This window comes from Actinoplanes sp. NPDC051851 (assembly GCF_040681165.1).
Classification (GTDB): Bacteria; Actinomycetota; Actinomycetes; order Mycobacteriales; family Micromonosporaceae; genus Actinoplanes.
This window is the reverse complement of sequence record NZ_JBFAYF010000003.1, coordinates 206,737-230,391: the sequence shown is the minus strand read 5'-3', so window position 1 is coordinate 230,391 and position 23,655 is coordinate 206,737. Positions and strand designations below refer to the sequence as shown.

General features: G+C 73.3%; 18 protein-coding genes. 3 read left to right on the top strand and 15 right to left on the bottom strand.

Going from position 1 to position 23,655, the window contains the following annotated elements; all coding sequences use genetic code 11:
* Positions 1–3 precede the first annotated feature (3 nt).
* Entirely contained in the window at positions 4–306 is a 303-nt protein-coding gene (locus AB0M08_RS05035; RefSeq protein ID WP_364488584.1) for a hypothetical protein, read from the top strand.
* On the opposite strand, the gene AB0M08_RS05030 is transcribed toward AB0M08_RS05035, so the two are convergent.
* The 11 genes from AB0M08_RS05030 to AB0M08_RS04980 are packed head-to-tail and all read right to left on the bottom strand — an operon-like array spanning position 279 to position 11,241.
* Positions 279–1,646: an O-antigen ligase family protein gene (locus AB0M08_RS05030; RefSeq protein ID WP_364488581.1), complete on the bottom strand. Its 1,368-nt coding sequence runs from the start codon at positions 1,644–1,646 to the stop codon at positions 279–281. The two genes, AB0M08_RS05035 and AB0M08_RS05030, sit on opposite strands and share 28 nt — an antisense overlap.
* Positions 1,643–2,902 carry a hypothetical protein gene (locus AB0M08_RS05025; protein WP_364488578.1) on the bottom strand — a complete coding sequence of 420 codons (1,260 nt, stop codon included), beginning with the start codon at positions 2,900–2,902 and terminating at the stop codon, positions 1,643–1,645. The genes AB0M08_RS05030 and AB0M08_RS05025 overlap by 4 nt, the downstream gene beginning before the upstream one ends.
* Positions 2,899–3,558 carry a sugar transferase gene (locus AB0M08_RS05020; protein WP_364488576.1) on the bottom strand — a complete coding sequence of 220 codons (660 nt, stop codon included), beginning with the start codon at positions 3,556–3,558 and terminating at the stop codon, positions 2,899–2,901. The genes AB0M08_RS05025 and AB0M08_RS05020 overlap by 4 nt, the downstream gene beginning before the upstream one ends.
* Positions 3,542–4,168 carry a GNAT family N-acetyltransferase gene (locus AB0M08_RS05015; protein ID WP_364488573.1) on the bottom strand — a complete coding sequence of 209 codons (627 nt, stop codon included), beginning with the start codon at positions 4,166–4,168 and terminating at the stop codon, positions 3,542–3,544. Before AB0M08_RS05015 ends, AB0M08_RS05020 begins: the two co-directional genes overlap by 17 nt.
* Positions 4,161–5,210, bottom strand: coding sequence for a DegT/DnrJ/EryC1/StrS family aminotransferase (locus AB0M08_RS05010; RefSeq protein WP_364488570.1), 1,050 nt, complete (start codon positions 5,208–5,210; stop codon positions 4,161–4,163). Before AB0M08_RS05010 ends, AB0M08_RS05015 begins: the two co-directional genes overlap by 8 nt.
* A complete protein-coding gene (locus tag AB0M08_RS05005) occupies positions 5,207–6,220 on the bottom strand; it encodes a glycosyltransferase family 2 protein (RefSeq protein WP_364488568.1) in 1,014 nt (337 codons plus the stop codon). Before AB0M08_RS05005 ends, AB0M08_RS05010 begins: the two co-directional genes overlap by 4 nt.
* Before the next feature lie 8 nt (positions 6,221–6,228).
* The gene (locus AB0M08_RS05000) at positions 6,229–7,341 is read right to left on the bottom strand and encodes a DegT/DnrJ/EryC1/StrS family aminotransferase (RefSeq protein WP_364488565.1); all 1,113 of its coding nucleotides are present in this window, start codon (positions 7,339–7,341) and stop codon (positions 6,229–6,231) included.
* Complete coding sequence (locus AB0M08_RS04995) at positions 7,316–8,263, bottom strand: transketolase C-terminal domain-containing protein (RefSeq protein WP_364488563.1); 948 nt, start codon at positions 8,261–8,263, stop codon at positions 7,316–7,318. The genes AB0M08_RS05000 and AB0M08_RS04995 overlap by 26 nt, the downstream gene beginning before the upstream one ends.
* A complete protein-coding gene (locus tag AB0M08_RS04990; protein ID WP_364488560.1) occupies positions 8,260–9,084 on the bottom strand; it encodes a transketolase in 825 nt (274 codons plus the stop codon). The genes AB0M08_RS04995 and AB0M08_RS04990 overlap by 4 nt, the downstream gene beginning before the upstream one ends.
* A gap of 1 nt (position 9,085) precedes the next feature.
* Positions 9,086–9,841: a TylF/MycF/NovP-related O-methyltransferase gene (locus tag AB0M08_RS04985; protein WP_364488557.1), complete on the bottom strand. Its 756-nt coding sequence runs from the start codon at positions 9,839–9,841 to the stop codon at positions 9,086–9,088.
* Positions 9,838–11,241, bottom strand: a complete 1,404-nt coding sequence (locus AB0M08_RS04980) for a polysaccharide biosynthesis tyrosine autokinase (protein WP_364488948.1) — start codon at positions 11,239–11,241, stop codon at positions 9,838–9,840. The genes AB0M08_RS04985 and AB0M08_RS04980 overlap by 4 nt, the downstream gene beginning before the upstream one ends.
* A gap of 151 nt (positions 11,242–11,392) precedes the next feature.
* Between AB0M08_RS04980 and AB0M08_RS04975 the strand changes: the two genes are divergently transcribed.
* Positions 11,393–13,228 carry a polysaccharide biosynthesis protein gene (locus AB0M08_RS04975; RefSeq protein WP_364488555.1) on the top strand — a complete coding sequence of 612 codons (1,836 nt, stop codon included), beginning with the start codon at positions 11,393–11,395 and terminating at the stop codon, positions 13,226–13,228.
* On the opposite strand, the gene AB0M08_RS04970 is transcribed toward AB0M08_RS04975, so the two are convergent.
* From AB0M08_RS04970 to AB0M08_RS04960, 3 genes are read right to left on the bottom strand one after another with little or no spacing between them, the layout of a single operon-like run.
* The gene (locus AB0M08_RS04970; RefSeq protein ID WP_364488552.1) at positions 13,148–17,950 is read right to left on the bottom strand and encodes a DUF4011 domain-containing protein; all 4,803 of its coding nucleotides are present in this window, start codon (positions 17,948–17,950) and stop codon (positions 13,148–13,150) included. The two genes, AB0M08_RS04975 and AB0M08_RS04970, sit on opposite strands and share 81 nt — an antisense overlap.
* A gap of 26 nt (positions 17,951–17,976) precedes the next feature.
* Positions 17,977–18,600, bottom strand: a complete 624-nt coding sequence (locus tag AB0M08_RS04965) for a TetR/AcrR family transcriptional regulator (protein WP_364488549.1) — start codon at positions 18,598–18,600, stop codon at positions 17,977–17,979.
* Positions 18,601–18,622: 22 nt separating this feature from the next.
* Positions 18,623–20,233, bottom strand: a complete 1,611-nt coding sequence (locus AB0M08_RS04960; protein ID WP_364488546.1) for an MFS transporter — start codon at positions 20,231–20,233, stop codon at positions 18,623–18,625.
* A gap of 149 nt (positions 20,234–20,382) precedes the next feature.
* Here AB0M08_RS04960 and AB0M08_RS04955 point away from each other — a divergent pair, with 149 nt between their 5' ends.
* Positions 20,383–21,396 (top strand): aldo/keto reductase, encoded by a 1,014-nt coding sequence (locus AB0M08_RS04955; protein ID WP_364488543.1) that lies wholly within the window; start codon positions 20,383–20,385, stop codon positions 21,394–21,396.
* Here AB0M08_RS04955 and AB0M08_RS04950 read toward each other — a convergent pair.
* Positions 21,363–23,594, bottom strand: coding sequence for an EAL domain-containing protein (locus AB0M08_RS04950; RefSeq protein WP_364488540.1), 2,232 nt, complete (start codon positions 23,592–23,594; stop codon positions 21,363–21,365). The genes AB0M08_RS04955 and AB0M08_RS04950 overlap by 34 nt on opposite strands.
* Between the last annotated feature and the right edge of the window lie 61 nt (positions 23,595–23,655).

The window sequence follows — 23,655 nt, the reverse complement described above, 5'->3', positions numbered from 1 at the left end:
GGTGTGGCTGAACGATCTATGGCGGTGCTGGTCGCCGGTCTCGTGTTCGCGGCCCACGTCGGTCTGGGCCTGCTTGCGGCCTACTGGCTGTGGAGCGGGACCGACGATCCGCGGGAATGGACCTACTTCTACGGGACGGGGGGCTGCTGCCTCTCGCCGATCACCGCGTCGGTCGGTGCGATCCTGGTCAACAACGACCGGTTCAAGCTCGCCGGGATAGGCGTGCTGACCGGGCTCGCGCTCGCGCTGATCGCGGCGGCGGTGGCGCTCTTCATCGGCTACACCCCGCCCTGGGCGGCCTCCTGACCGTCGCCTCCGAGCGCGCTGCGGGTCGATCCCCGGCGCGCGGGAGGCGGCGGTGAGGCGGAGCGGACCGTGACGGCGGGGGCGTGCGGCGTGGGCGGCGCGGTGAGCGGCGTGGGTGGCGCGGTGAGCGGCGTGGGCGGCGCGGTCAGCGGCGTGGGCGGGGTGGCCGGGCGGACCGCGGACAGCAGCAGGAACATCCACATCAGGCGGGCGTCGTAGTAGTCGCCGGAGAACAGGCTCGACGCGCCGATGAAGATCCCGCAGTACGCGGCGGTGCGGGCCTCCAGGCTGCGCTGCGGGCGGGGGGTGCCGAGATACGCCCGCCACAGCGCGAACCAGGAGAGGCCGAGCAGCACGAGCCCGGTGAAGCCGCCCTCGGCCGCCACGGAGAGCGGCAGGTTGTGCACATAGCGCTCGCCGACGCCGAGGTCGGTGAGGACGTGGAAGCCGTTGATGCCGGTGCCGAGGAGCGGGCGCTGCAGGAAGAGGCGCAGCGCCATCCGGAACAGTACGTCGCGGTCCGAGGTGTAGCCCTGGCCGACCGTGGCGTCGACGAAGCGGGACTGTACGAAACCGGCGATGGTCTGTCCGGCGGTCAGCGCCACCAGGATCGCGAGCACGACCAGCATGGTGAGCGGCTTGGACGCCCGTGAGGCGTTGAATCGAGGGCGGATCGCCAGGCCCGCGACCGTGACGGTCATGAAGAGCGCGACCAGGCCACCCCGGGAGCCGGACGCGATGGCGCCGAACATGAAGGCCGGGATCGGCACCAGCCAGCGGAGCTTGTCGCCGCTCTTCAGGTAGAGGTAGAACGAGGTCAGGACGCCGAGGATCATGACGCGGACGAAGACGTTCGGGCCGCCGCCGAGCGCCGCCCACCGGCCGTTCGCCTCGTGGCCCCGGCCGGTCGAGGCGGCCAGGAAGTAGACCCAGGCGGCGGCGTGGAAGAGCTTCAGCGTGGTGGCGGTGACGTGGTCCCGGTCCCAGGCGGCCAGCTGGTAGTAGACGGTGAGCAGCAGCGCGATCGCGACCAGGTCGATCACCGCGGCCTCGACGGCGGCGCCGGGCGGGGCCCATGCGGCGGAGAGCGCCTGGTATCCGAGGAGCGCGAGGATGGTGATGTACGCGCCGCCGCCCGCCGCACGGCGATGGCCGGCCACATGGGACTCCAGGGCCAGCATCATCAGCAGGGCGAGGAAGAGCGGGACGCGGACGTCGTTGATCACCGCCACGTCGAGCCCGAGCCGGGTCAGCACGAAGCGGCCGGCCAGCGCGGTGATGAACGCGAGCACGACGACGAGGCCGGGGCGCGGTGCGGGCGGGGGATCAAGAACGGTCATGACAGCGCCCGGGCCACCATGCGGTCGGCGAGCAGGCCGAGCACCGCCGCGGCGCCGCACAGGCCGGCCGCGGCGGCGTACTGCGGGTCGAGGAACGGGAACATGGCGTAGGTGAGGACGGCCTCCAGGGCGAGGCAGCCGAGTAGCAGCTTGCTGACGGTGACCGCGTCGAGCAGCGCGTCCAGGGTGGGGCGGGCCGCGTAGTACATCGCGAACGGGACCGCGGAGAGCACGCCGAGGCGCAGCACCGGCACCGCGCCGTCGAAGCCCGCGCCGAGGAACTTCTCCACCACCACCGGCGCGAACAGGACGAACACCCCGGTCGGGAGCGCGGCGAGGCCGGCCGCGAGCAGCGGGAGCGAGGTCAGCATCCGGCTCACCGCGGAGTCCCCGCCGGGGCGGTGGAAGTACTGGCTCAGCCGGGGGAGCAGCACCGGGGTGAGCATCCCGAAGAACGAGCAGATCAGGGTGACCGCCGAGGTGGCGAAGCCGATGTGGCCCGCCTCGGGGCCGCCGGGCCGGGCCGTGGCCACCGCCAGCGTGGGGAACGTGTAGAGCGCGGGCAGGGCCAGATCGGCGGGTACGCGGCGAAGGCCGTACGCGAAGATCGTGGTGAGCGTGGGCTCGCCGGGGCCGGGGTGGGGCAGCGGCCTGGCGTTGCGGCGCGGGACGGTGAGCGCGCTGGCGAGGGCGACCACCGCCGCGCCCGCGCCCTGCTGGATGAGGAAGTCGTCGATGCGCTCGGCGAAGAGGAAGGCGATCAGCGGGACGGCGGCCAGGCCGACCGCGGCGGTGACGTTGGCGCGCGCGACCTGATGGCTGCCGCGCAGGGCGGCGACGGTCAGCGTGCAGACGCAGTTGCCGCCCAGCATGATCAGGACCGCCACCACCGCGGGGCGGCCGTCGAGGCCGAGCCAGTGCGCGGCGGGTGTGCCGAGCGCGGCGCCGGCGGCGGTGACCAGCACGACGATGATCGTCTGGGCGAGCAGGGCCTGGTGTGCGAGGTCGCGGGTGGTGTCCTGGGTACGCGGGAGATAGCGCTGGACCCCGGTTCCGATCCCCGCCATCACCAGCGGTTGTCCGGTACTGACCACGCCGCGGGCGATCTGGTAGTAGGCGAACCCGGCCGGCCCGCCCCGGTCGGCCACCAGGTGGAAGAGGTAGAGCCCGGTGCCCAGGGTGAACCAGTGCACCAGCAGCGTGCCGGCGTAGTCCCGCCGGACGGCGGCCGGAATGCGGCGGAGGAGCCCCCTCACCCGCGGACGGGCTCGGGCGGGGCGGGCAGCAGGCGGTCCACGTGCGGATAGCCGGCCAGGGCCAGCGCGGTGAGCCCGAGGATCCGCAGGTCGGTCCCGAGGCTGCGCCGGTCCACGTACTCGAGCCCCAACTGGATCTTGCGAGGGCGGATCAGCTCGTCGTAGGCCCGGTCGACGTCGTCGTGACCGGCGAGGATGCCGCCCTCGTCGCGGAAGAGGATCGACGACCAGTCGGTGATGCCGGGCCGGACGTCGAGCAGCCGCCGCTCCCGGTCGGTGTACCGGGCGACGTCGGAGGCCACCTGCGGGCGCGGGCCGACCAGGCTCATGTCGCCGGCCAGCACGTTCACCAGCTGCGGGAGCTCGTCCAGCTTCCAGCGCCGCAGCATCCGGCCGGTCCGGGTCAGCCGCGGGTCGTCGTCGGCGGTGGAGGCCGAGCCGAGCCGGGCCGCGTCGATGACCATGCTGCGGAACTTGAGCATCGCGAACGGGCGGCCGCCGCGACCGATCCTGATCCCCCGGTAGAGGATCGGGCCGCCGTCCTCCCGTTTGATCATCCAGACGGCGGCGATCGCGGCGGGCGTGCTGGCCAGCAGCACCGTCGCGGCGACCGCGATGTCCATCGCCCGCTTGGTGACCTCATAGCGCGTGGTCATGACCCTCCGATCGGTAGACGTAGACGCGTGCCGCGGTGCCCCGGTGGATCGAGGTGCGGCCGCGTGGCACGCTGCCGGACTTCTCGTAGAAGCCCCGCGCCCGCCGCTGGTGCTCGCCGGTGACGATCTTGATCTCGGTACGCCCGGCGGCGGCGAACCAGCGCATCAGGTGGTCGAAGAGAACCGTCGCGACCCCGTGGCCGCGCCACGCGGGGACGACCACGAAATTCATGATCTCGGCGGACGGGAGCCCGGGTTCGGACGTACCGGAATAGCGAAGTGTCTCTAAGATCCTGAAAATCCGTTTGGCCGAGAGCAGGCGCGGAATGATCACCGGGAGCGCGGTGTGCCAGCGCCGCCGGAGGAACTCCTTGAGCAGCGCGCCGGTGTCCAGCGTCCCGCAGATGTAGCCGACCGGGACGCCCCGTTCGTCCTCGGCCACGAAGATCCGGGACAGCTCGCTGGTGGCCGCGTGTTCGTAGAGGAGCCGCAGCACCGGTTCGCCGAGCGTGGCGAGGAAGCCCTCGGGGACCTCGGTCGCGTGCATGCGGGCCACCGCGGCGATCTCCCGCCGGGTCAGCCGGGCACACCTGATCGAGACATCAGACATGTCCGGCCGCCTTCTGCGCGGCGAGCAGCCGCAGCCCACGCTCCACCATGGCCGGGGAGACGTCCGCGCGTACCGGGAAGGTCACGATGTGCCGGGCGGCCCACTCGGCGTTGGGACAGGAGCCCTTCTCGTAACCGATCTCGGTGAGCGCCGCGCCGCGCAGCGGATGCACCGGCGACACGAACCAGTCACCCAGCTCGACGCCGGCCGCCGCCGCGGCGGTCAGCACCTCGGCCTTCCGCTCGACCACCACGGGAAGACGCAGCGGCACCGCCTCCGCCCGTCGCGGGGACAGATCTTCAACCCCGATCAGTTCCAGACCCTTCTGGTACGCGTTGACGACGTGCCGCCGGGTGCGCAGGCCCCGGCGTCCCGAGGCGGCCCGCGCGGGCAGCCGCCGCCGGACGGTGCGGCTCATCCGCCAGCGGTACTCGGGGCTGTGCACCGGATCGTCGTCGTAGGAGCCGACGATCACGCCCGCGCCGGCCAGCCGCCGGTAGAGCGCCCGCAGCCGCCAGAGCGCCCCGGTCTCCGCCGCGACCCGGAACGCCAGGTACTCGGCCGTCATGATCAGCTCACGTCGCGCGGGCGGGGCGGTGTACCGCTCGTACCGGATCTGCATCTCCGCGGCGAGTGCCGGGTCCTGGACCGTCGCCGACCCGCCCACGCCGGCCACCACGGGTTTCCCCCACTCGAACGAGTTGAACGAGGCGACCCCGGTGGTCGGCGGGGCGTCCGGTCCCAGGTGGGCGCAGTCCTCGATGACCGGGACGCCGGTGTCGGGCAGCCGGGCGAGGTTGCCGAAGGTGTGCTGGACGACGATCGCCCGGGCGTCCGCGGGCACCAGCGCCGGATCGATGGTCAGGCTCTCCCGGCCGATGTCCACGAAGACCGGGCGCGCGCCCAGCCGGAGCAGCGGCTCGACCACCGCGGCGCAGGTGTACGCCTGCACCACCACCGGGTCACCGGCGCCCACGCCGAGCCCCTCCAGGACGGCGTGCAGCGCCACCCGGCCCCGGTAGTAGTGCAGGACGGTGCTCACCGCCGCCTCGCCGCCGGGTCCAGCGCGCCCCAGGCCGATCCGATCCCGTAGATCACGTGGGTGCTCGCGAAGACCACCGGCATCGCCACCGCGAGCGCCGGGTCCTGCCGCCGCCACGCCACCCGCGCCGACGAGTAGATCGTGGCGGCGCCGTACGCGCCCAGCACGCCCGCGGTCAGCCGCCGGGCCGTCCGCGACCAGGGCGAGGCGGCCGCGCCGACCGCCACGGTCAGCACGAACGTCACCGGCACCACGTTGCGCCACGAGCCGATCCAGCGGCCGACCGCGCGGCTGGCCCGGAACGGCCAGTACCCGGCCTCGAACGTCCAGGACGCGAACTCCCGCCAGGAACTGCGCGCGTAGTAGGTGCAGGTGATGTCGGGCAGCAGCAGGATCTTGCCGCCACCCGCCCGGAGCCGGTGGTTGAACTCGCGGTCCTGGGCCCGGGTGAGCTGCTCGTCGAAGAGCCCGACCCGGTCGAACACCTCGCGCCGGTAGCAGCCGCCGAAGACCGTGTCGACCCAGCGGGCCCGGTCCGCGCCGGAGCTGACCCGGTACGCCGCGTTGCCCGCCCCGAACGCCTCCGTGGTGGAGATCGCGATGGCCCGGCCGAGCAGCGTGTCGTCGCGGGGCAGCGAGGTGCGTACCCCGCCGACGTTGTCCGCCTCCGGGTAGTCGAGCAGGCCGCGGACGCACTTGAGCAGGTAGTCGGGCTCGTATTCGGCGTGCACGTCGAGCCGGACGATCACGTCCCCGGCGGCCTCGGCGATGCCCCGGTTCAGCGCCGCCGGCTTGCTGTGCCCGGGATTGTCGATCAGCCGCAGGTTCGGGTGGCTGATCGCGTGGTCCCGGACGAGGGCCCGGGTGCCGTCCTCGCTCATCCCGTCGACCAGCAGGATCTCCACCCTGTCGGCGGGGTACGTCTGTGCGGCGACCGACTCCAGGAAGGCGGCCACGAAGCGGGCCTCGTTCCAGCACGGGACGATCACGGTGACCAGTGGAAGGTCCATCACTTCGCTCACTTCGCTCCGAAGAATCGGCGGACGCTCGCGGCAACCTCGTCGACGTGCACGTCCTCCAGTTCGGCGTGCATGGGCAGGGAGAGCACCCGTTCACAGAGGCGCTCGGTACGCGGCAGCCGCCAGTGGTCCAGGCCCAGGCCGCGCTGGTGGTGCAGCGGCACCGGCCAGCTGATCAGGATCTCGATGCCGTCGGCGCGCAGGTGCTCGGCGAGCGCGTCGCGCCGGTCGGTGGTGACCGGGTAGTTCTGGAACACGTCCTGGCGGCGGTCGTCGGCGTCCGGCCCGACCGGGATCTCCAGCCCGTCGATCCCGCGGAGCCGCTCGTCGTAGCGGCGGGCGACCTCGCGGCGCCGGTTGATCCAGGCCGGGAGCTGCCGCAGCCGCCAGCCGAGGATCGCGGCCTGCAGGTTGTCCAGCCGGCAGTTGTAGCCCCAGCCGTCGATGTCGCTCTTGCCGACCCGGCCGTGGTCGCGCAGCGAGAGCAGCCGGTCGGCGAGTTCCTGGTCGTCGGTGAGCACCGCCCCCGCGTCGCCGAGCGCGCCCAGCATCTTGGCCGGGTAGAACGAGTACGTGCTGGCCAGCCCGAAGGTCCCGGCGGTCTGCCCGTCCAGGGTGGCGCCGAGCGCCTGGGCCGCGTCCTCGATCACGGCGGCGCCGACGTGCTCGGCGACCTTGACGACCTCGGCCATGTCCACGGTCCGGCCGTTCAGGTGCACCGGGATGATCACCCGGGTCCGCTCGTTCACCACCTCGGCGAGCGCGCCGGTCTCCATCAGGTGGTCGTCGCCGATGTCCACGAAGACCGGGGTGGCGCCGCGCAGCACGAACGGCGAGACGGTGGCGATGAAGGTGTGCGCGACGGTGACCACCTCGTCGCCGGGCCCGACGTCGAGGTGGTGCGCGAGCAGCCGCAGGCCGTCGGTGCAGTTGGAGACGCCGACCGCGCGGGCCGAGCCGTTGAACCGGGCCAGGTCGGTCTCGAAGTCACGCAGCTGCTGCCGGAGCATCAGGTCGCCGTCGGCGATGGTCTTCTCGATCACCGGGAGCAGGGCGGCCCGCTGCCGCCGCCACTGCTCGGGGTAGTCAACGAATCGGACGCGCCAGTCCACGCTTCGCCTCCAGATGGGTGCGGACCCGCCGGCTGATCGCCTCCGGGTCGAGCTCGTGCGCGGCCCGCAGGAACTCCTGGTCGCCGACGACCGAGTGCGCCTCGGCGGGCAGGGCGATCCGGAGCAGCGGCGCCGCGGCCGGCATCTCGGCGAGGACTTCGGCGACCGCGCTGCCGAGCCCGCCGACGATCGAGTGCTCCTCGACGGTGACGATGGTGGCGTACCGGCCGGCCGCGTCCTGGACGGCCGGCACGTCGAGCGGGTCGACCCAGGGGAAGGACCGCACGTCGGCGTGGATGCCGTGGTCGGCGAGCAGATCGGCGGCGCGGATCGCGTTCGGGAGGATCGCGCCGGTGGTGAAGAGCGCGATCTCGCCGCCGCTGCGCAGCGCCACCGACTCGCCCCGGGCCAGTTCCAGACCCGGCTGGTGCACGGTCGGCTCGCCGGTCTTGCCCAGCCGCAGGTACGCCGGCCCGCCCGCGGCGAGCAGGTCGCTCAGCACCGCGCTGACCTCCATCGGGTCGCCCGGCGCCGCGACCGCCATCCCGGGCAGCGCCCGCATGATCGCCAGGTCCTCGGTGGCGTGGTGCGACATGCCGAGCGCCCCGTACGCGAGCCCGCCGCCGACCGCCACCACGGTGACGTCGGCCCGGTGGTAGCAGATGTCGTTGCGGATCTGCTCCAGGCAGCGCAGGGTCGGGAAGTTCGCGATCGAGTACGTGAACACCCGCGCCCCGGCCATCGCCATCCCCGCGGCCAGCCCGGCCATGTTCTGCTCGGCCACCCCGGCGTTGACGAACTGGGCGGGCCGGGCGGTGGCGAACTCGGTCACCGCGCCGTACCCGAGGTCGGCGGTGATCAGCACGACGTCCGGGTCGACCAGGGCGGCCGCGAGCAGGCCGGCGAAGAACCGGTTCCTCATGCGCTCACCTCGGCCAGCGCCCGGGACAGCTCGGCGTCGTCCGGCGGGCGGTAGTGCCAGAGCACCTCGTTCTCCATGAACGAGACGCCCTTGCCCTTGACCGTGTGGGCGAGCACGCAGCGTGGCCGGCCGGGCTCCGCCGAGCGGGGCACCGCGAGCGCCTTGGCCAGCGCCGCGTGGTCGTGGCCGTCGATCTCGGTCACCTGCCAGCCGAAGGCGCGCCACTTCGCCGCGAACGGTTCCAGCCGCAGCGTCTCCTCGGTCGTCCCGAGCGACTGCAGCCCGTTGTAGTCGACGATCGCGACCAGGTTCGCCAGCTCGTGGTGCGCGGCGAAGAGGGCGGACTCCCAGACGCTGCCCTCGTCGCACTCGCCGTCGCCGAGCAGTACGTACGTCCGCCAGGAGCGTCCGGTCTGCCGGGCCCGCCAGGCCAGGCCGGCGCCGATCGGCAGTCCGTGCCCGAGCGATCCGGTGGAGACCTCCACGCCGGGCACCCCGACGTGGCTGACGTGCCCGGAGAGGTAGGAGCCGTTCTGGTAGTGCCGGTGCAGGACGGCCGGGTCGAAGAAGCCGCGCTCCGCGAGGACGGCGTAGAGCGCGGCTCCCGCGTGGCCCTTGCTCATCACGAAGCGGTCCCGGTCGGGCCAGTCCGGGTGCTCCGGGTCGAGCTCCAGCACGTCGGTGTGGAGCACGGCGAGGATGTCGGCGCAGGAGAGCGCGGAGCCGACGTGCGAGCTGCGCCCGGAGTGGGTCATCCGGAGCACGTGGGCGCGGACCGCCCGGGCGGTGGCGACCGAGACGTGCTGCAGCGGGCGGTTCATGTCACATCACCGCGTATCCGATGTACGGGTCGAAGTCGAAGCGGCGCAGCTCCAGGTTGTTGATGCCGACCTCGTCCAGGACGGCGGCCGTCTCGCCGGGCCAGAGCGGGTTGTCGAGTTCGTCGAAGGCGAGGACGGCGCCGCGCGGCATCCGGGGGAGCAGGTGGCGCAGCGCGGCGGCGGTCGGCTCGTACAGGTCGAGGTCGAGGAAGAGCAGGCTGATCACCAGGTGCGGGCGCTCGGCGACGAACTGCGGGATGGTCTGGGTGACGTCGCCGCGGATCAGCTCGGCCTTGCGCAGGTGCCCGAGGAAGCGGTCGGTGTCGTAGATCTCCAGGAGCCGGGTCAGCTCGTCGTAGCTCTCCGCGGCCAGGTCGCCGGGGCGGGCGCCGGTCGACTCGGGGCGGTCCGCGTCGCCGACCGACGGGAAGCCGCCGAAGCTGTCGAAGCCGTAGATCCGCCGGGTCAGGTTGGTCGGTTCCAGGGCCGCGCTGAGCTGCGCGAACGTCATGAAGCTGGAGCCGCGGAAGACGCCGCACTCGACGATCGAGCCCTTGACCGGCAGGGCCAGCTTGAAGAGCTCGTAGAGGGCGGCGAAGCGGGTGACCTGGGCGCGGCGGGCGTACCGGGCCATGTTGGCCAGCCGGGTGGGCAGGTCGTCCCGGCTCCGCTCGAAGACCTCGGCGATGGCGCCGGGCACCCGGCGCTCCGCCTCGGTGGAGAGCCCGCCCGGCGCGGCGGTGGGTCGCTCGCTCACAGCCGGCCCCCCGTGACCAGCCGGGCCCCCGTGACCAGGGCGGGTGCCTCGAAGGACCAGAAGCCGAAGCGGCGGCGCCGGCCCGCGTAGTCACTGCCGCCGGACGGGGCGGTGTAGCGCTCCAGGTCCGGCACCGCGTCCGGGCCCTTGCGCGCGACCATGTTCAGCACGCAGCCGAGCAGCGTGGCGTTCACCGCGTTCAGGGCGCGGACGGCGGCGGTGACCTGCGCGCCGGTGGTCCTGCGGGAGCGGACCACGAGAACCGTGCCGTCGGCGCGGGCGGCCACCACCGCGGCGTCGGTCACCGGCAGCAGCGGCGGGCAGTCGAAGATCACCACGTCGAAGCGGCGGCGGACCTCGTCCACCAGATCGGTCATCCGCGGCGAGCTGAGCAGCTCGCTCGGGTTCGGCGGGCGGCCGCCGCTGGAGAGCAGCCAGAGCCCGGCGCCCCAGGGCTGCAGCACCTGCTCGACCGAGGCCATCCCGGTCAGCACGGTGGCGAGCCCGGCCGACTCCTCCCGGCCGAGGAACTGGGCGAGCCGGGGGTGGCGCAGCTCCGCGTCGATCACCAGGACCCGCTGGCCGGCCTCGGCGAAGAGCAGGGCCAGGCTGCACGTGGTGGCCGAGCGCCCCTCGCCGGCCACCGCGCTGGTGATCGCCAGGGTCTTCACCGAGCGCTCGGCGGCGGCGATCTGCAGCAGCGTGCGGACCTGGCGCAGCGCCTCGGTCCGCGGCGAGGTGCGCTCGGAGGCGAACGGGCCCGGTCCGGCGGGTGCGGCGGTGTCCATCGGCACGGCGGCCAGCACGGGCGCGGAGGTCAGGATCTGCAGAGCTTCGGCGGTACGCACGGTGTGGTCGGCCACCTCGCGCCCGACGCCGAGCCCGGTGCCGACGATCAGCCCGGCCATGGTCGCCAGCGCGAAGTTGTTCAGCGTGTTCGGCGCCACCGGGCCGTCGTCCAGGCGAGGAGCGGAGACGACGGCCACGCGTACGGTGGAGGGCTCGGAGGCCGACGGGCGCTCCAGGGTCTCCACCGCGTCCTTGAACCGGGTGGTGATCCTGTCGGCCAGCAGCATGGCCCGGTCGCTGTCCACGTCCTCGACGGTGACCTCCATCATCACGGTGTCGGCGATCGTCTCCGCCGACACCCGGTCCCGGATCTGTTCGGCGGAGAGGTGCACGGTCGGGTCGTCGGCGATCTGGGTGGCGACCTCGTCGCTGCTCAGCAGCTTGGCGTAGGTCGCGAGGCGGCTGGCGGAGAACATGCTGGCCGGGTAGAGCTCGGCGGCACCGGCGATCGGCGTGGTGAAGAAGAACGTCACCCGAGCCGCGTAGACCGGGGTGGTCCGCAGGTTCACGATCAGCGCCACGCCGAGCGCGACGGTGACCGAGGCCAGCACCAACCACCAGTGCCTTCGGGCAACACGGAGGTAATCGCGTAGGCCCACTCAGACCTCCCCGTTCCGTGGCTACTCGCCACGATATGGCGGGTTTATGAGGGAATCTTGCGTATCGAGAAAGTCCGCTTTTAGGGCGATATACGCTCGGCTCATGTGGCGACACCGTCGACTGTTGCCCCTGGCCGTGGACGGCGTCGCCTGGGCCGCCGGACTGCTGGTGGCGACGCTCGCCCGGGACGACTTCCAGCTGAACCCGCGCCGGACCGCCGGAGCGGTGGCCGCGGTGGCGTTCGCGGTGCTGCTGCAGGCCGCCTTCGGGCACGCCCGGCACCTGTACCGGGGGCGGTACGCGTTCGCCAGCTTCGACGAGGTCCGGGCGGTCGCCGCCACCGCGGTCACGGTCGCGTCGGTGCTGCTCATGACCGATCTGCTGCTCTCCGGGCGGCTGATCCCGGCCGGCGCCCCGGTGGTCGGCGGCGCCCTCGCGCTCTGCCTGATGCTCGCCGCCCGGTACGCCCACCGCTCCCGCCGGGCCCGTCTCAGCCGCCCGGACGCCCGGGTCGCGGCGCCGGTGGTGCTCTTCGGCGCCGGTGCGGCGGCCACCCTGCTGCTCCGGTCGATGCTGAACGACCCGGCCGGGCGCTACCTGCCGGTCGGGCTGATCGACGACGACCCGGAGAAGCGCCGCCGGTACCTCGAGGGCGTCCCCGTGCTCGGCAACCGGGACCGGATCCCGGAGGTCCTGGACCGTACCGCCGCGACCACCCTGGTCTTCGCGGTGGCGAACGCCGACGCCGCGCTGGTCCGGGAGATCCGCGACCGGACCCTCGCCGCCGGGGCGGCGTTCAAGCTGGTCCCCGCGGTGAGCGAGCTGATGGACCAGCCGGTCGGCGTCGGCGACATCCGCGAGGTCCAGGTCACCGACCTGCTCGGCCGGCACCAGATCGACACCGACATGACCGCGATCGCGGGCTATCTGACCGGCAAGCGGGTGCTGGTCACCGGGGCCGGCGGGTCGATCGGCTCGGAGCTGTGCCGGCAGATCCACCGCTTCGCGCCGGCCGAGCTGATGATGCTGGACCGGGACGAGTCCTCGCTGCTCGCGGTCCAGCTCTCGCTCGACCCGGCGGCCCGGCTGGACGACCCCGCGGTGATCCTGGCCGACCTGCGCGACACCGAGCGGATCCGGGAGCTCTTCCGGACCCGGCGCCCGCAGGTGGTGTTCCACGCCGCGGCGCTCAAGCATCTCGCGCTGCTGCAGCGCTATCCGGGCGAGGCGGTCAAGACCAACGTCCGGGGTACGCAGGCCGTACTCGCGGCGGCCGACGGGGTGGAGCGCTTCGTCAACATCTCCACCGACAAGGCGGCCGATCCCACCAGCGTGCTGGGCTGTTCGAAACGGGTCACCGAGCGGCTCACCGCGTGGACCGCGCGCCGCCGCCGGGGCACCTTCCTGAGCGTCCGGTTCGGCAACGTGCTGGGCAGCCGGGGCTCGGTCTTCACCACGTTCAGCGCGCAGATCGCCGACGGCGGGCCGCTCACCGTCACCCACCCGGACGTCACCCGGTACTTCATGACCATCCAGGAGGCGGTGCACCTGGTGGTCCAGGCCGCCGCGATCGGGCTGCCCGGCGAGGCGCTGGTGCTGGAGATGGGCGAGCCGGTCCGGATCGCCGAGGTGGCGCGGCAGATGGCCCAGCTCGCGCCGCACCCGGTCCGGATCGAGTACACCGGCCTGCGCCCGGGGGAGAAGCTGGCCGAGCGGCTCTTCGGCACCGGCGAGGTGGACCGGCGGCCGTTCCACCCGCTGATCTCGCACGTCGAGGTGCCGCCGCTGGACCCGGCCCGGCTGGACGAGCTGGACCTCACCGCCGACACCGCGGTGCTGATCGCCCGGCTGGCCGAGCTAGCCGCCGAGGGCCAGGCTCCCCGCGCGGGCCTGCACGCCGGCAGCGCGGCCGGGTCCCTCGACCGGCCCGGTCCGTAGCGGGTGCCGTTCGGCGGCGCGCTCGATCGCCTCCCGCAGTCGCCGCTGCTCACCCTCGGTGTCCCGGTACCACGCCAGGGACCAGACCCGGTGCAGCCGCCAGCCCAGGCCCGCCAGGACCTGGCCGGTGAGCCGGTCCCGGTCCCGGGCGGCGGGGCAGGCCCGGTACGCCGGCCCGTCGCAGCGGACGCCGAGCAGGTACGCGCCCGCCGGGTCGCCCGGGTGGCAGACCGCCAGGTCCACCCGGCCGCCGGAGGTGCCCAGCCCGGTGCGGACCGGGTAACCCCACGAGGTGATCAGCCGGGCGATCGACGCGGCGAACGGGGTGGTCGCGGACTCGGCCCCCTCGCTGATCGCGCCGCGCTCCGCGTGGTCCAGGTACGCCGCCAGCTGCCGGACGCCCTCGTTGTCCGACTCCGGGATGTCCCGGGCCAGGATCGAGGTGACGATCTCCACGCGGTGGCGGGCCCGGGTGATCGCCACGTTCAGCCGCCGCCAGCCGTTCGGGCGGTTCAGGGCGCCGAAGTTGGTGCTGATCCGGCCGGTGTCGTCGTAGCCGTACCCGATGGAGAAGATCATGACGTCCCGCTCGTCGCCCTGCACCGACTCCAGGCTCTTGACGAAGAGACCGTGCAGCCGGTCGTCGTCGAGCGCGGGGAGGTGCCCGGCCCGGCGTTCCAGCGCGTTCTCGATCGCCTCGGCCTGCGCCACCGAGAAGGTGACCACGCCGAGCGTACGGTCGGGACGGGTGTCGAAGTGGTGCAGGACCCGTTCGGCGACCCGCTCCGCCTCGGCCGGGTTGTCCCGGGTGGTGCTGCGCCGGTATACGCCGGCGACCGGGATCAGCTCGATGCCGGTGTCCGGCCCGCCGCCGCCCGGGCTCGGGAAGGTGCTCAGCCGGCCCTGGTAGAACGCCTGGTTCGCGAAGGCGATCAGGGCCTCGTGCCGGCTGCGGTAGTGCCAGGTCAGGCTCATCGTCGGGAACCCGCCGCAGGCCTTGGCGAGTTCCAGCACCGACGGGAAGTCCAGCACGTCGGTCTCCGGGTCCTCCGGCTCCTCGACCGCGCGGGTGACCCGGTCGAAGAACGAGGTCGGCGGCAGCTGCCGGTCGTCGCCCGCGGTGATCATCGAGTCCGCCCGGTACACGCAGTTGACCGCGTCGGCCGGGGTGACCTGGGACGCCTCGTCGAAGATCACCACGTCGAAGCGCAGGTCGGCGGGGAGCGCCTGGCTGACCGTGAGCGGCGAGGCCAGCACGCACGGGCGCAGCGTCAGCACCAGGTCCCGTGCCTGGCCGATCAGCTCGCGGACCGGCAGGTGGCGGTCGGCCTTCATCGCCTCACGCCGCAGCAGCGCGGCCGCCGGGGTGTCACCCCGGGGACGGCGGGCCACCACCTCGGCGGCGATCTCCCGGGCCGCGGCCGAGGCCAGCCGCTCGTCGGCGGCGCGGAAGTCGGCGGCCAGCCGGTCCCGGTCGGCCGAGCGCCACGGGCGCAGCCGGGCGTCCGAGCGGACCACCGCGTCCACCCAGGCGCGCAGCACCGCCCGCTCCACCACCGGCGGCACCTCCTCGCCGGGCGTCCGCCGGTCGGCACAGGTCTCCACCGCCGCGTCCAGGCCGAACCGGGTCAGCACGTCGCGGGCGTCCAGGCAGGCGAACCACTCCTCCTGGCCGCTGGCGTCGTCCCGGATCCGCTTCAGGAAGTTCCGGGCCCGGGCGTAGTCGTCCAGCTGGTGGACCAGCTCGGCGTGCCGGGCGAGCGCGAACCCGTCCAGCACGGCCTGCCGGGCGGTGGCCCACTCCTCGGCGCGGGCGGCGAGACCGGGGCGGGGCCGGGCCTGCCGGAGCGCGGCGACCTGCTCGGCGGCGAGCGCGGCGTCCCCGCCGGCCTCGCCGCCCCCGAGACGGCGGGCCTCGGCGGCCCACGCGACCGCGGCCGGGAGAGCGGCGGCCTCGTCGCCGTCGCCGTCGGCCAGAGGGCCGCTGTGCCGGGCCAGGTCCAGGGCGGCGGCCGCCTCGGCGGCGGTGGCGCGGAGGCCCGCGAGGCGGCCGGTCTCGGCCAGGTCGAGGGTACGGGTGGTCGCGGTGTCGAAGGCGCGTACCCGGTCGGTGACCGCGTGCAGGGCGGTGACGTGCGCGCGGAGCCAGGCGACCGCGGCGGCGACCGGGCCGTTCGCCAGCTCCGGGCGGGGCGACGGGTGCGGGGCCGGGCGGAGGGTCGCCTGCCAGCGCAGCAGCGCGTCCCGGGCCTCGGCGACGACGCGTACCGGCTCCGGGTCGGGGGACTTCGCGCAGACGTACGCGGTGATCGCGTCCCGGGCCCGGGCCGGGGCCGAGGCGAGCGCCTGGGAGGCCGTCTGGAGCGCCTCGTCCAGCGCGCCGAAGTCGGTGCCCCGGCCCTGCCAGTAGCGGCCGAGCACCGGGCCGTACGCGTGCTCCGCCGCCGCCAGCTCCTGTCGCGCCGCCTTCCACGCCACCGCCGCGTCCAGCCGGGAGATCGCGTCCCCGAGATGGGCCTGCGGCAGCACGAACCCGGAGACCGTACGCCGGTCCCGCCGGTACGCCGCCGACAGCTTCCGCCATCCCCGGTGCACCCGGTGGAACCGGTCGGCCAGCTCCTCGACGGGCTGGGCCAGGAACGCCTCGGAGAAGTACGGCCGGGCCTGGATCTCCGCGCTGACCAGCTGCTCCAGGGTCCGCTTCAGGGTCTGCGCGCCGGCCGACACGCTGGAGAGCACGCTCGGCGAGAACCAGAACTGCTCCGGCTTGTGCTGCCGGGTGCCCAGCTCGACGACCGCGGCGACCCGGGCCACGTCGGAGAAGGTGACCGCGGCCGGCAGCCCCAGCCCGGTGGTGACCCGGTCCACCGCGCGCCGGTGCCGGTCCATCTCCTCGGCCGCGCGGGTGAAGGTCCGGGCCAGCTGGTCGGCGTCGGCCGCGGTGAGCGGATCCAGATCGAGCGGCTCCGGTACGACGTCCCCGAGATCCGGCACCGAGGGCAGCCCGTCCGGCTCGGGCAGCTCGGACCACTCCACCCCGGCGCGCTGCTTGACCGCGGCGCCCGCCTTCGCCGCGGCGGCCAGTTCCCGGCCCAGCTCCTCGGCGGCCCGCCGGACCGGCTCCAGATCGGGGAGGGTCAGCCAGTCGTCGCGGACCCGCTCGGGACGCCGCGCGGCGTGCTCGGCGAGCCGGGCCAGGGTGGCCGCGTCCCCGGGGCGCCGCAGGTCGAAGGCGACGGCGAGCGGGTCGGCCGGGCGGGCCTCCCGGGCCAGCGCGGCGAGGGCCTTCTCGGCGCGGCAGAGCACCGGGTCGAGCGGCTCCCGCGCGGTCACGTCCCGCCAGGGCAGCTCGTCGCCGCCGGCCGCCGAGCGCCAGGCCCGGGCCAGCTGGTCGGCGGCCTCGCGGATCCGGCGCAGGGCGTCCGCGGTGAGCGTGTCCGGGGCCAGCGCGGGTACCGGCGCGTCCGGTACGGCGTCCAGGGCGGCACACCGGCCGAGCACGTCGTGCAGGCTCTGCCCGAGCGGGTCGCGGAGCTCGTTCATCGCGTACGCGTACGCGTTCAGCCCCTCGCGGTGCTCCCGCAGTTCGAGGCGGTCCACCGGCGCCCCCGAGGGGAACGGCTCCGGCCGCTCGTCGGCGGCCGCGGCCAGCGCCGTCGCGACCTCCTTGCGGCCCAGGTGGTTGCCGTGCAGTTCGAGGGTGTACCGGTCCAGGCCGGACTCGGCGAGCCGGTTGCGGACCACGTCCAGCGCGGCGGCCTTCTCGGAGACGAAGAGGACGCGTCTCCCGGCGTGCAGCAGGCAGCCGATCATGTTGGCCACGGTCTGCGACTTGCCGGTGCCGGGCGGGCCGTCCATCACGAAGCTGCGGCCCTCCAGCGCGGCGGCGACGCAGGCCCGCTGCGAGGAGTCGGCGTCCAGCACCAGCGGGACGTCCTCGGGCGGCGCGACCCGGTCGACCCGTTCGGCGGGGACCGGGTGGAAGCGGAACTCGCCGCTCTGCTGCCGGTGGTCGGTGGTGGCCAGGGCCTGGACCACCGGGTGCGCGGCGATCCGCTCCTCGTTCTCCAGCAGGTCGCGGTAGATCGCCTCCTTGTGGAAGGTGAGGCAGCCCAGCAGGATCGGCCGTTCCACCCGCCAGCCGCGGCGGCGGGCCACGTTCTCGCCGAAGTCGTTCCAGAGCCGGACCACGTCCGGGTCGTGCGGGTCCAGGGCGGGCGCCGGGATGCCGGCCGCCCGCAGCCGCAGCACCAGGGCCGGGTTGACCACCGGGTCGTCGTCGCGCAGCCGCAGCCGGGGGTGCTCGCCGAGACCGGCCGGTACCAGCTCGACCGGGACCAGCAGGATCGGGCTGGCGTACTCGGTCTCCTCCTCGTCGGTCCAGCGCAGCAGACCGCAGGCCAGGTGCAGCACGTGTACGCCGCGGTCCAGGTACTCCTGCCGGGAGCGGCGCTGCAGCCGGCGCAGCAGCGAGCCGAGCGGACCGTCCGCGGTCTCGGTGCGCAGCGCGCCGGCCGGGGGCGTGGGGTCCGCGCCGCGGCCGGCGATCGTCAGGTCCTGGCCGGTGCGCAACGCGGTGACCAGGGCACCCGGCTCGGGGGCGGTGATCGTCACCAGGTCCGGATGGCCGGTGGAGAAGTTGATCAGGCGGTTGGTGTCGCCCAGATCGATCAGGCTCTCCCGCCAGGCCCGCAGCGCCACGCGAACATCGGCCAGTCCCATGCCCCGATTATGGGCGTTTTGCGAATTTAATTCGCCGGAGTGCTCGGATTCGCCGCGCCGCGCAGGATCGCGTCGACCAGCGCCTCGCCGAAGCCCTCGGAGGGAACCCCGGTCGACTCGCCGTAGATGCCCCGCATCATCGAGGGGCCGGAGAGCATCAGCAGGGTCAGCTCGAGGTCCAGGTCGGGCCGGAGTTCGCCGCTCCGGATGCCGCGGCGCAGAATCGCCCGCATCGCCTCCCGGCGTGGCTCCATCACCGCCCGGTGCATCCGGCTCAGCTCCTCGTCGCGGAGCAGCTCGGGCAGTAGGCAGGCGGTGACCTTGCCGTACTCCTCGACCCGGGGCGACCGGTTGGCGGTCACGATGGCGACCAGGTCGGCGCGGACCGACTCGCCGCCGGGCTCCGGGATCGGGCCCTTCATGTTGCGGACCGCGTCGATCAGCAGCGCCTCCTTGTTCGGCCAGCGACGGTAGATCGTCGCCTTGCCGACGCCGGCCCGGGCCGCGACCGCCTCGATGGAGACGGCCGCGAAGCTCTGCCCCTCGGCGAGCAGGGCCAGCACCGCCTCCAGGATGGCCTCGTCGGCCTGGGCGTTGCGGGGCCGGCCCGGAGCCTTGCGCTCCGGGCCGGTGCTGGTGGCGGTGTTCATGGCGTTCATTGTTACCGACGGGTTAAAGGTCGGCCAGGGCCACGCCCTGCTCTTCGGCCAGGCCCTTTTCCACGTTCTCCTCGACGCTCGCCGCGGCCGGTGCGGCCTCGGCGGGGCGCTTGCCGGGGAGGAAGAGCGCCGCGACCAGCGCGCCGAGCAGCGCGAAGATCACCGAGCCGAGAGCCGACCAGTGCATCGCGGCGATGAAGGCGTCGTTCGCGCCGTCGATCAGGCCGGGGGCGGCCGCTCCGGCCTGCTCGGCCACCGCGTACGCACCGGTGATCGACTCGCGGGCCGCGTCGGCCGCCGCGGTGGGCAGGCCGTCGGTCGCCGAGCCGAGGTTGCTCCGGTACGCCGACGACAGGATCGCGCCGAGCACCGCGACGCCGAGGGCGCCACCGAGCTGCCGGATCGTGTTGCTGACCGCCGAGCCGACGCCGGCCTTCTCCCGGGGGAGCGCCGACATGATGGTCTCGGTGGCCGGCGGCATCACGTTCGCCATGCCGATGCCCATCAGCAGGAACGCGACGGCGACCACGGCGATCGGGGTGTCCGCGCCGATCGGCAGCCAGGCGGCCAGCCCGAGGGCGACCAGCAGCAGGCCGACGGTGCTGACCGCCTTGGGGCCGAACCGCTTGACCATGGTCGAGCTGATCGGCGCGAAGATCATCTGGCCGAGCGCGAACGGGACGAAGAGCGCGCCCGAGGCGAGCGGGCCGTAACCGCGGACCAGCTGCAGGTAGAACGCGCCGAAGAACATCGAGCCCATCGCCGCGAAGAAGACCAGGCCGATCATGCCGGTCGAGGCGGAGAAGGAGCGGTTGGCGAAGAGGCGCACGTCCAGCGACGGGAACTCGATGCGCTGCTGGTAGAGGACGAAGCCGATCAGCACCAGCACGCCGGTCGCCAGCGGCGCCCAGGCCAGCGTGGAGCCGAAGCCGTCCTCGCCGCCCTTGATCACGCCGTACGTGAGAAGCGTCAGGCCGATGATGGAGAGCAGGACGCCGAGGACGTCGATCCGGCCGGGCTTCGGGTCACGCGACTCCGGCACCAGGACGGCGACCAGGGTGACGCCGACGACCACGATCGGCACGTTGATCAGGAAGACCGAGCCCCACCAGAAGTGCTCCAGCAGGAAGCCGCCGAGGATCGGGCCGAGAGCGACGGCGAGGCCGACGGCGCCGGCCCAGACGCCGATGGCGCGGCCGCGCTCCTTCGGGTCGAAGACGTTCGCGATGATCGAGAGCGTGGACGGCATGACCGCCGCGGCGCCGAGGCCCATCACCGCGCGCGCGGCGATCAGCTGGTCGGGGGTTCCGGCGTACGCCGAGAAGAGCGACGCCGCGCCGAAGAGGGTGAGGCCGACGATCAGGCTGATCCGGCGGCCGAGCCGGTCGGCCAGGATGCCCGCGGTGAAGAGCATGCCGGCGAAGACCAGCGTGTACGAGTTGATGGCCCATTCCAGCTCGCTCTGCGTGGCACCGAGGCCGTGCTGCGGGTCGGCGATGATGCGCATCGCGACGTTGAGCACGGTGTTGTCGAGCACCACCACGAGCAGGCTGATGACGAGCACGCCGAGGATCGCCCAGCGACGGGGGTGCCCGCCGGCTGGTGCTTTCGCGGTGTCGTTCATCGGGTGTTTCCCCCAAGTTTTGATACGGAACCGTTCCGTATCTCAATGGAGGACAGTAGACCCCTCCGAATAGAAACGGAACGCTCTCGTATCGAAAGTGTGATCGGTCACTTGACCTGGAGCGCGCTCCAGGTCATAGCGTTGAACGCGTGGAAAAACGCATTGACAGCATGGAGTTGGGACGAACCGGCACAACCGTGAGCAAGCTCGCGCTGGGCGCGATGCAGATGGGCGGGGTCACCGACGAGGCCACCGCGGTCCGGATCCTGGACCGCTACCTCGGCACCGGCGGCTCCTTCCTGGACACCGCCGACTGCTACGAGTGGTGGCGCCGCCCCGGGAGCACGGGCGGTGAGAGCGAGGAACTGCTGGGCCGGTGGATGCGGAACGGGGGTCACCGGGACCGGATCTTCCTCGCCACCAAGGGCAGCGCGCTGCCGGCGCCCTCGCCCGGCCTCTGGGACGCGGACGGGAATCCGGACTGGGCGCTGGCCCGGCGCACCTTCGCCGGCGCGGGCGCGGACGCCCTGCGGCACGCGCTCGACGGCAGCCTGCGGCGGCTCGGCGTCGACCACGTCGACCTCTACTACGTGCACGTCGACGACCTGTCGACCCCGCTGGAGGAGACCCTCGAAGCCCTCGACGGGCTGGTCCGGGCCGGGAAGACCCGCTATCTGGGCTGGTCCAACGTGCGGACCTGGCGGCTGGAGCGGATCCGGCAGCTCTGCGACCGGTACGGGTGGACCGCCCCGGTCGCCCTCCAGCAGCAGCACTCCTACCTGCGCCCCCGAGCGGGCCTGGAGAACGACTCGATCGTGAGTACGGAGCAGCTCGGCTATCTGCGCGACCATCGGGACCTGGCCCTGGTCGCCTATTCGCCGATCCTGAAGGGCATCTACGGCAAGCCCGTGGAGGAGCGCATCGCCGATCAGTATCGAGGGCCGGACGCCGAGGCTCGTCTGGCGACGATTCGTGAAATGTCCCAAGAGATCGGGACGAATCCGAACGCGCTGGTCCTCGCCTGGCTGATGCACCAGACCGACCCGGGCGTGATCCCGCTGATCGGGCCGCGCACCTACGAGCAGCTCGAAGACCTGCTCCCGGCCGCGGACATCAAGCTCGACGCGGATCAGTTGACCAGGCTGGACTCGGCGGCGGCCTGAGCCTGGACGCCGGGCTGCGACGCGAACTCCAGGATGCCCGCCGCGTCCACCGGGTGGGCGAGCAGGTAGCCCTGGGCGTACTCGCAGCCCAGCTGGGACAGCACCTGCAGGTCGGCGGCGTTGTCCACGCCCTCGGCGACCGACACCATGCCGAGGGCGTGCGCCATCCCGACCATCGCGTCGGCGAGCGAGCGCCGCGCCGGATCCCGGTGGATCCCGGCCACGAACGCCCGGTCGATCTTCACGATGTCCCAGCCGTGATCGGCCACCCGGGCCATCGACGAGTACCCGGTGCCGAAGTCGTCCACCGCGATCTTCACCCCGGCCCGGCGCAGCGGCCCGAGCGCCGCCTCCACCACGTGCGGCTCGGCCAGCCCGGTCTCGGTCAGCTCGATGGTGAGCTGCCGGGCCGGGGTGCCGTTGCGTTCCAGCGCGGCCAGCACCAGCGCGGCCGTGCCGTCGTCGAGCTGGCGCGGCGAGAGGTTGACCGCGACCGGGATCCACCGGCCGGTCGCGTTGTACCAGCCGCGCTGCTCGGCCAGGGACTGCTCGAGGACCACCTGGAAGAGTTGCGCGATGGTCCCGGCCGCCTCGGCCACCGGCACGAACACCGCCGGTGGCAGGATCCCGTCGACCGGGTGCTGCCAGCGGACCAGCGCCTCGACCGAGCTGAGCCGTCCGGTGTCCACCCGGAAGACCGGCTGGTAGACGCAGAACACCTCGCCCGGGTGGGCCAGCGCGTGCCGCAGGTCCGCGTCCAGGCGCAGCCGCTGGGCCGCCTCGGCCCGGATCTCCGCGTCGAACCGGACCATCCGCCCCCGCCCGGCCGCCTTGGCCTGGTACATCGCGGTGTCGGCGTCCTGCATCAGCACGTCCGGGTCGGCGGCCGGGTCGTCGGTGGTCCGCAGCCCGATGGAGAGCGACGGGAAGAACTCGGTCCCGTCGGAGAGCCGGATCGGCCGGCCGAGCATGCCGACCACCCGCGCGGCGATCGTCTCGGCCTCCTCGTCGCTGACCGCCGGCATGAGGATCACGAACTCGTCGCCGCCGAGCCGGCACACCACGTCCCCGGCCCGTACGGTGTCCTTCAGCCGGGTGCTGATCTCGCAGAGCAACTGGTCGCCGGCGTCGTGCCCGAGGCTGTCGTTGACGTTCTTGAAGTGGTCGAGGTCGCAGAAGAGCAGGCCGACCCGGGTCGACCGGTCACACGGCAGCGCGCCCAGCGAGAGCGCCAGCCGGTCCATCAGCAGGCTGCGGTTGACCAGCCCGGTCAGCGGGTCGTGCCCGGCGCGCCAGGCCAGCTGGTGGATCGGGGTGGCCAGCCGGAGCGCGACCAGCGCGATGGAGAGCACCGACCCGATGATCAGCGGCGCGTCGTCCGGGCTCGGCTCCCAGAACAGGTGGACGGCGGGCAGCAGCAGCGCCGCGCCGAAGAGGGTGAGCGCGCGGTGCAGGGTCAGCGCGTTCACCGCCGAGCGGCGCGGGGTGGTCACCACCATGGACGGGTGCAGGCCGGCCGTGCCGATCAGGATCGGCATCGCCATCCAGCCCAGATCGATCAGACCGCCCTCGGTGTACGTCCCGCTCAGCGAGAGGTGCGTGTAGAGCGCGTCCGAGAAGAACCAGGCGAGCAGCCCGGCCAGCAGCCAGCGCACGCCCGGCGTACGCAGCTCGATGCCGAGCGCCAGGGCGAGCGCGCAGTAGACCACGATCAGCGTGTTCGACGGGATCACGATCGCGAAGACGGTGGCCGTGAGGCTGTCGCCCGCGCTGATCGCCGGCTGCACCACCAGCGGGTACGCGATGCTGGCCAGCGGTGCCAGGATCACCGCCGAGTCGAGGAAGGCGCTGCGCCCGGCCCGGGAGGCGAGCATCGCCGTGCCGGCCGCGATGGTCAGGTGGGCGAGGAGGTAGAGCACGTCGGCGAGCCCGGGGAACGGTGGTTCGCTGCCGGCCGCGGTGTGCGCCGCGAAGATCACGTCGCCGATGCCGGAGAGCGCGAGACCGGTGGCGATCACCAGCCAGCCGGCCCGGCGCTGCGGTGCGTGCCGGACCAGCCCGATCCAGGTGGCCAGCGGTGCGCTGCAGTTGACCAGCACGTAGATCCACCGGGTCGCGGCGTCCAGTGGGAGGGCGACGTACGCGAGCGCCAGCAGCGAGGTCAGGACCAGGTAGATCCACCACAGGCGCGTCCGCATGCAGATCTCATCGGCCACGGCGGGGCCGGATGGAGAAAAGCGGCCGGGTGGAGAAACGCGC

Excerpts from the sequence above, each read along its gene's own strand:
- AB0M08_RS05030 (WP_364488581.1), bottom strand. The coding sequence starts at position 1,646 with ATGACCGTTCTTGATCCCCCGCCCGCACCGCGCCCCGGCCTCGTCGTC.
- AB0M08_RS05020 (WP_364488576.1), bottom strand. The coding sequence starts at position 3,558 with ATGACCACGCGCTATGAGGTCACCAAGCGGGCGATGGACATCGCGGTC.
- AB0M08_RS05015 (WP_364488573.1), bottom strand. The coding sequence starts at position 4,168 with ATGTCTGATGTCTCGATCAGGTGTGCCCGGCTGACCCGGCGGGAGATC.
- AB0M08_RS05005 (WP_364488568.1), bottom strand. The coding sequence starts at position 6,220 with ATGGACCTTCCACTGGTCACCGTGATCGTCCCGTGCTGGAACGAGGCC.
- AB0M08_RS04995 (WP_364488563.1), bottom strand. The coding sequence starts at position 8,263 with ATGAGGAACCGGTTCTTCGCCGGCCTGCTCGCGGCCGCCCTGGTCGAC.
- AB0M08_RS04990 (WP_364488560.1), bottom strand. The coding sequence starts at position 9,084 with ATGAACCGCCCGCTGCAGCACGTCTCGGTCGCCACCGCCCGGGCGGTC.
- AB0M08_RS04975 (WP_364488555.1), top strand. The coding sequence starts at position 11,393 with ATGTGGCGACACCGTCGACTGTTGCCCCTGGCCGTGGACGGCGTCGCC.
- AB0M08_RS04970 (WP_364488552.1), bottom strand. The coding sequence starts at position 17,950 with ATGGGACTGGCCGATGTTCGCGTGGCGCTGCGGGCCTGGCGGGAGAGC.
- AB0M08_RS04965 (WP_364488549.1), bottom strand. The coding sequence starts at position 18,600 with ATGAACACCGCCACCAGCACCGGCCCGGAGCGCAAGGCTCCGGGCCGG.
- AB0M08_RS04960 (WP_364488546.1), bottom strand. The coding sequence starts at position 20,233 with ATGAACGACACCGCGAAAGCACCAGCCGGCGGGCACCCCCGTCGCTGG.
- AB0M08_RS04950 (WP_364488540.1), bottom strand. The coding sequence starts at position 23,594 with ATGCGGACGCGCCTGTGGTGGATCTACCTGGTCCTGACCTCGCTGCTG.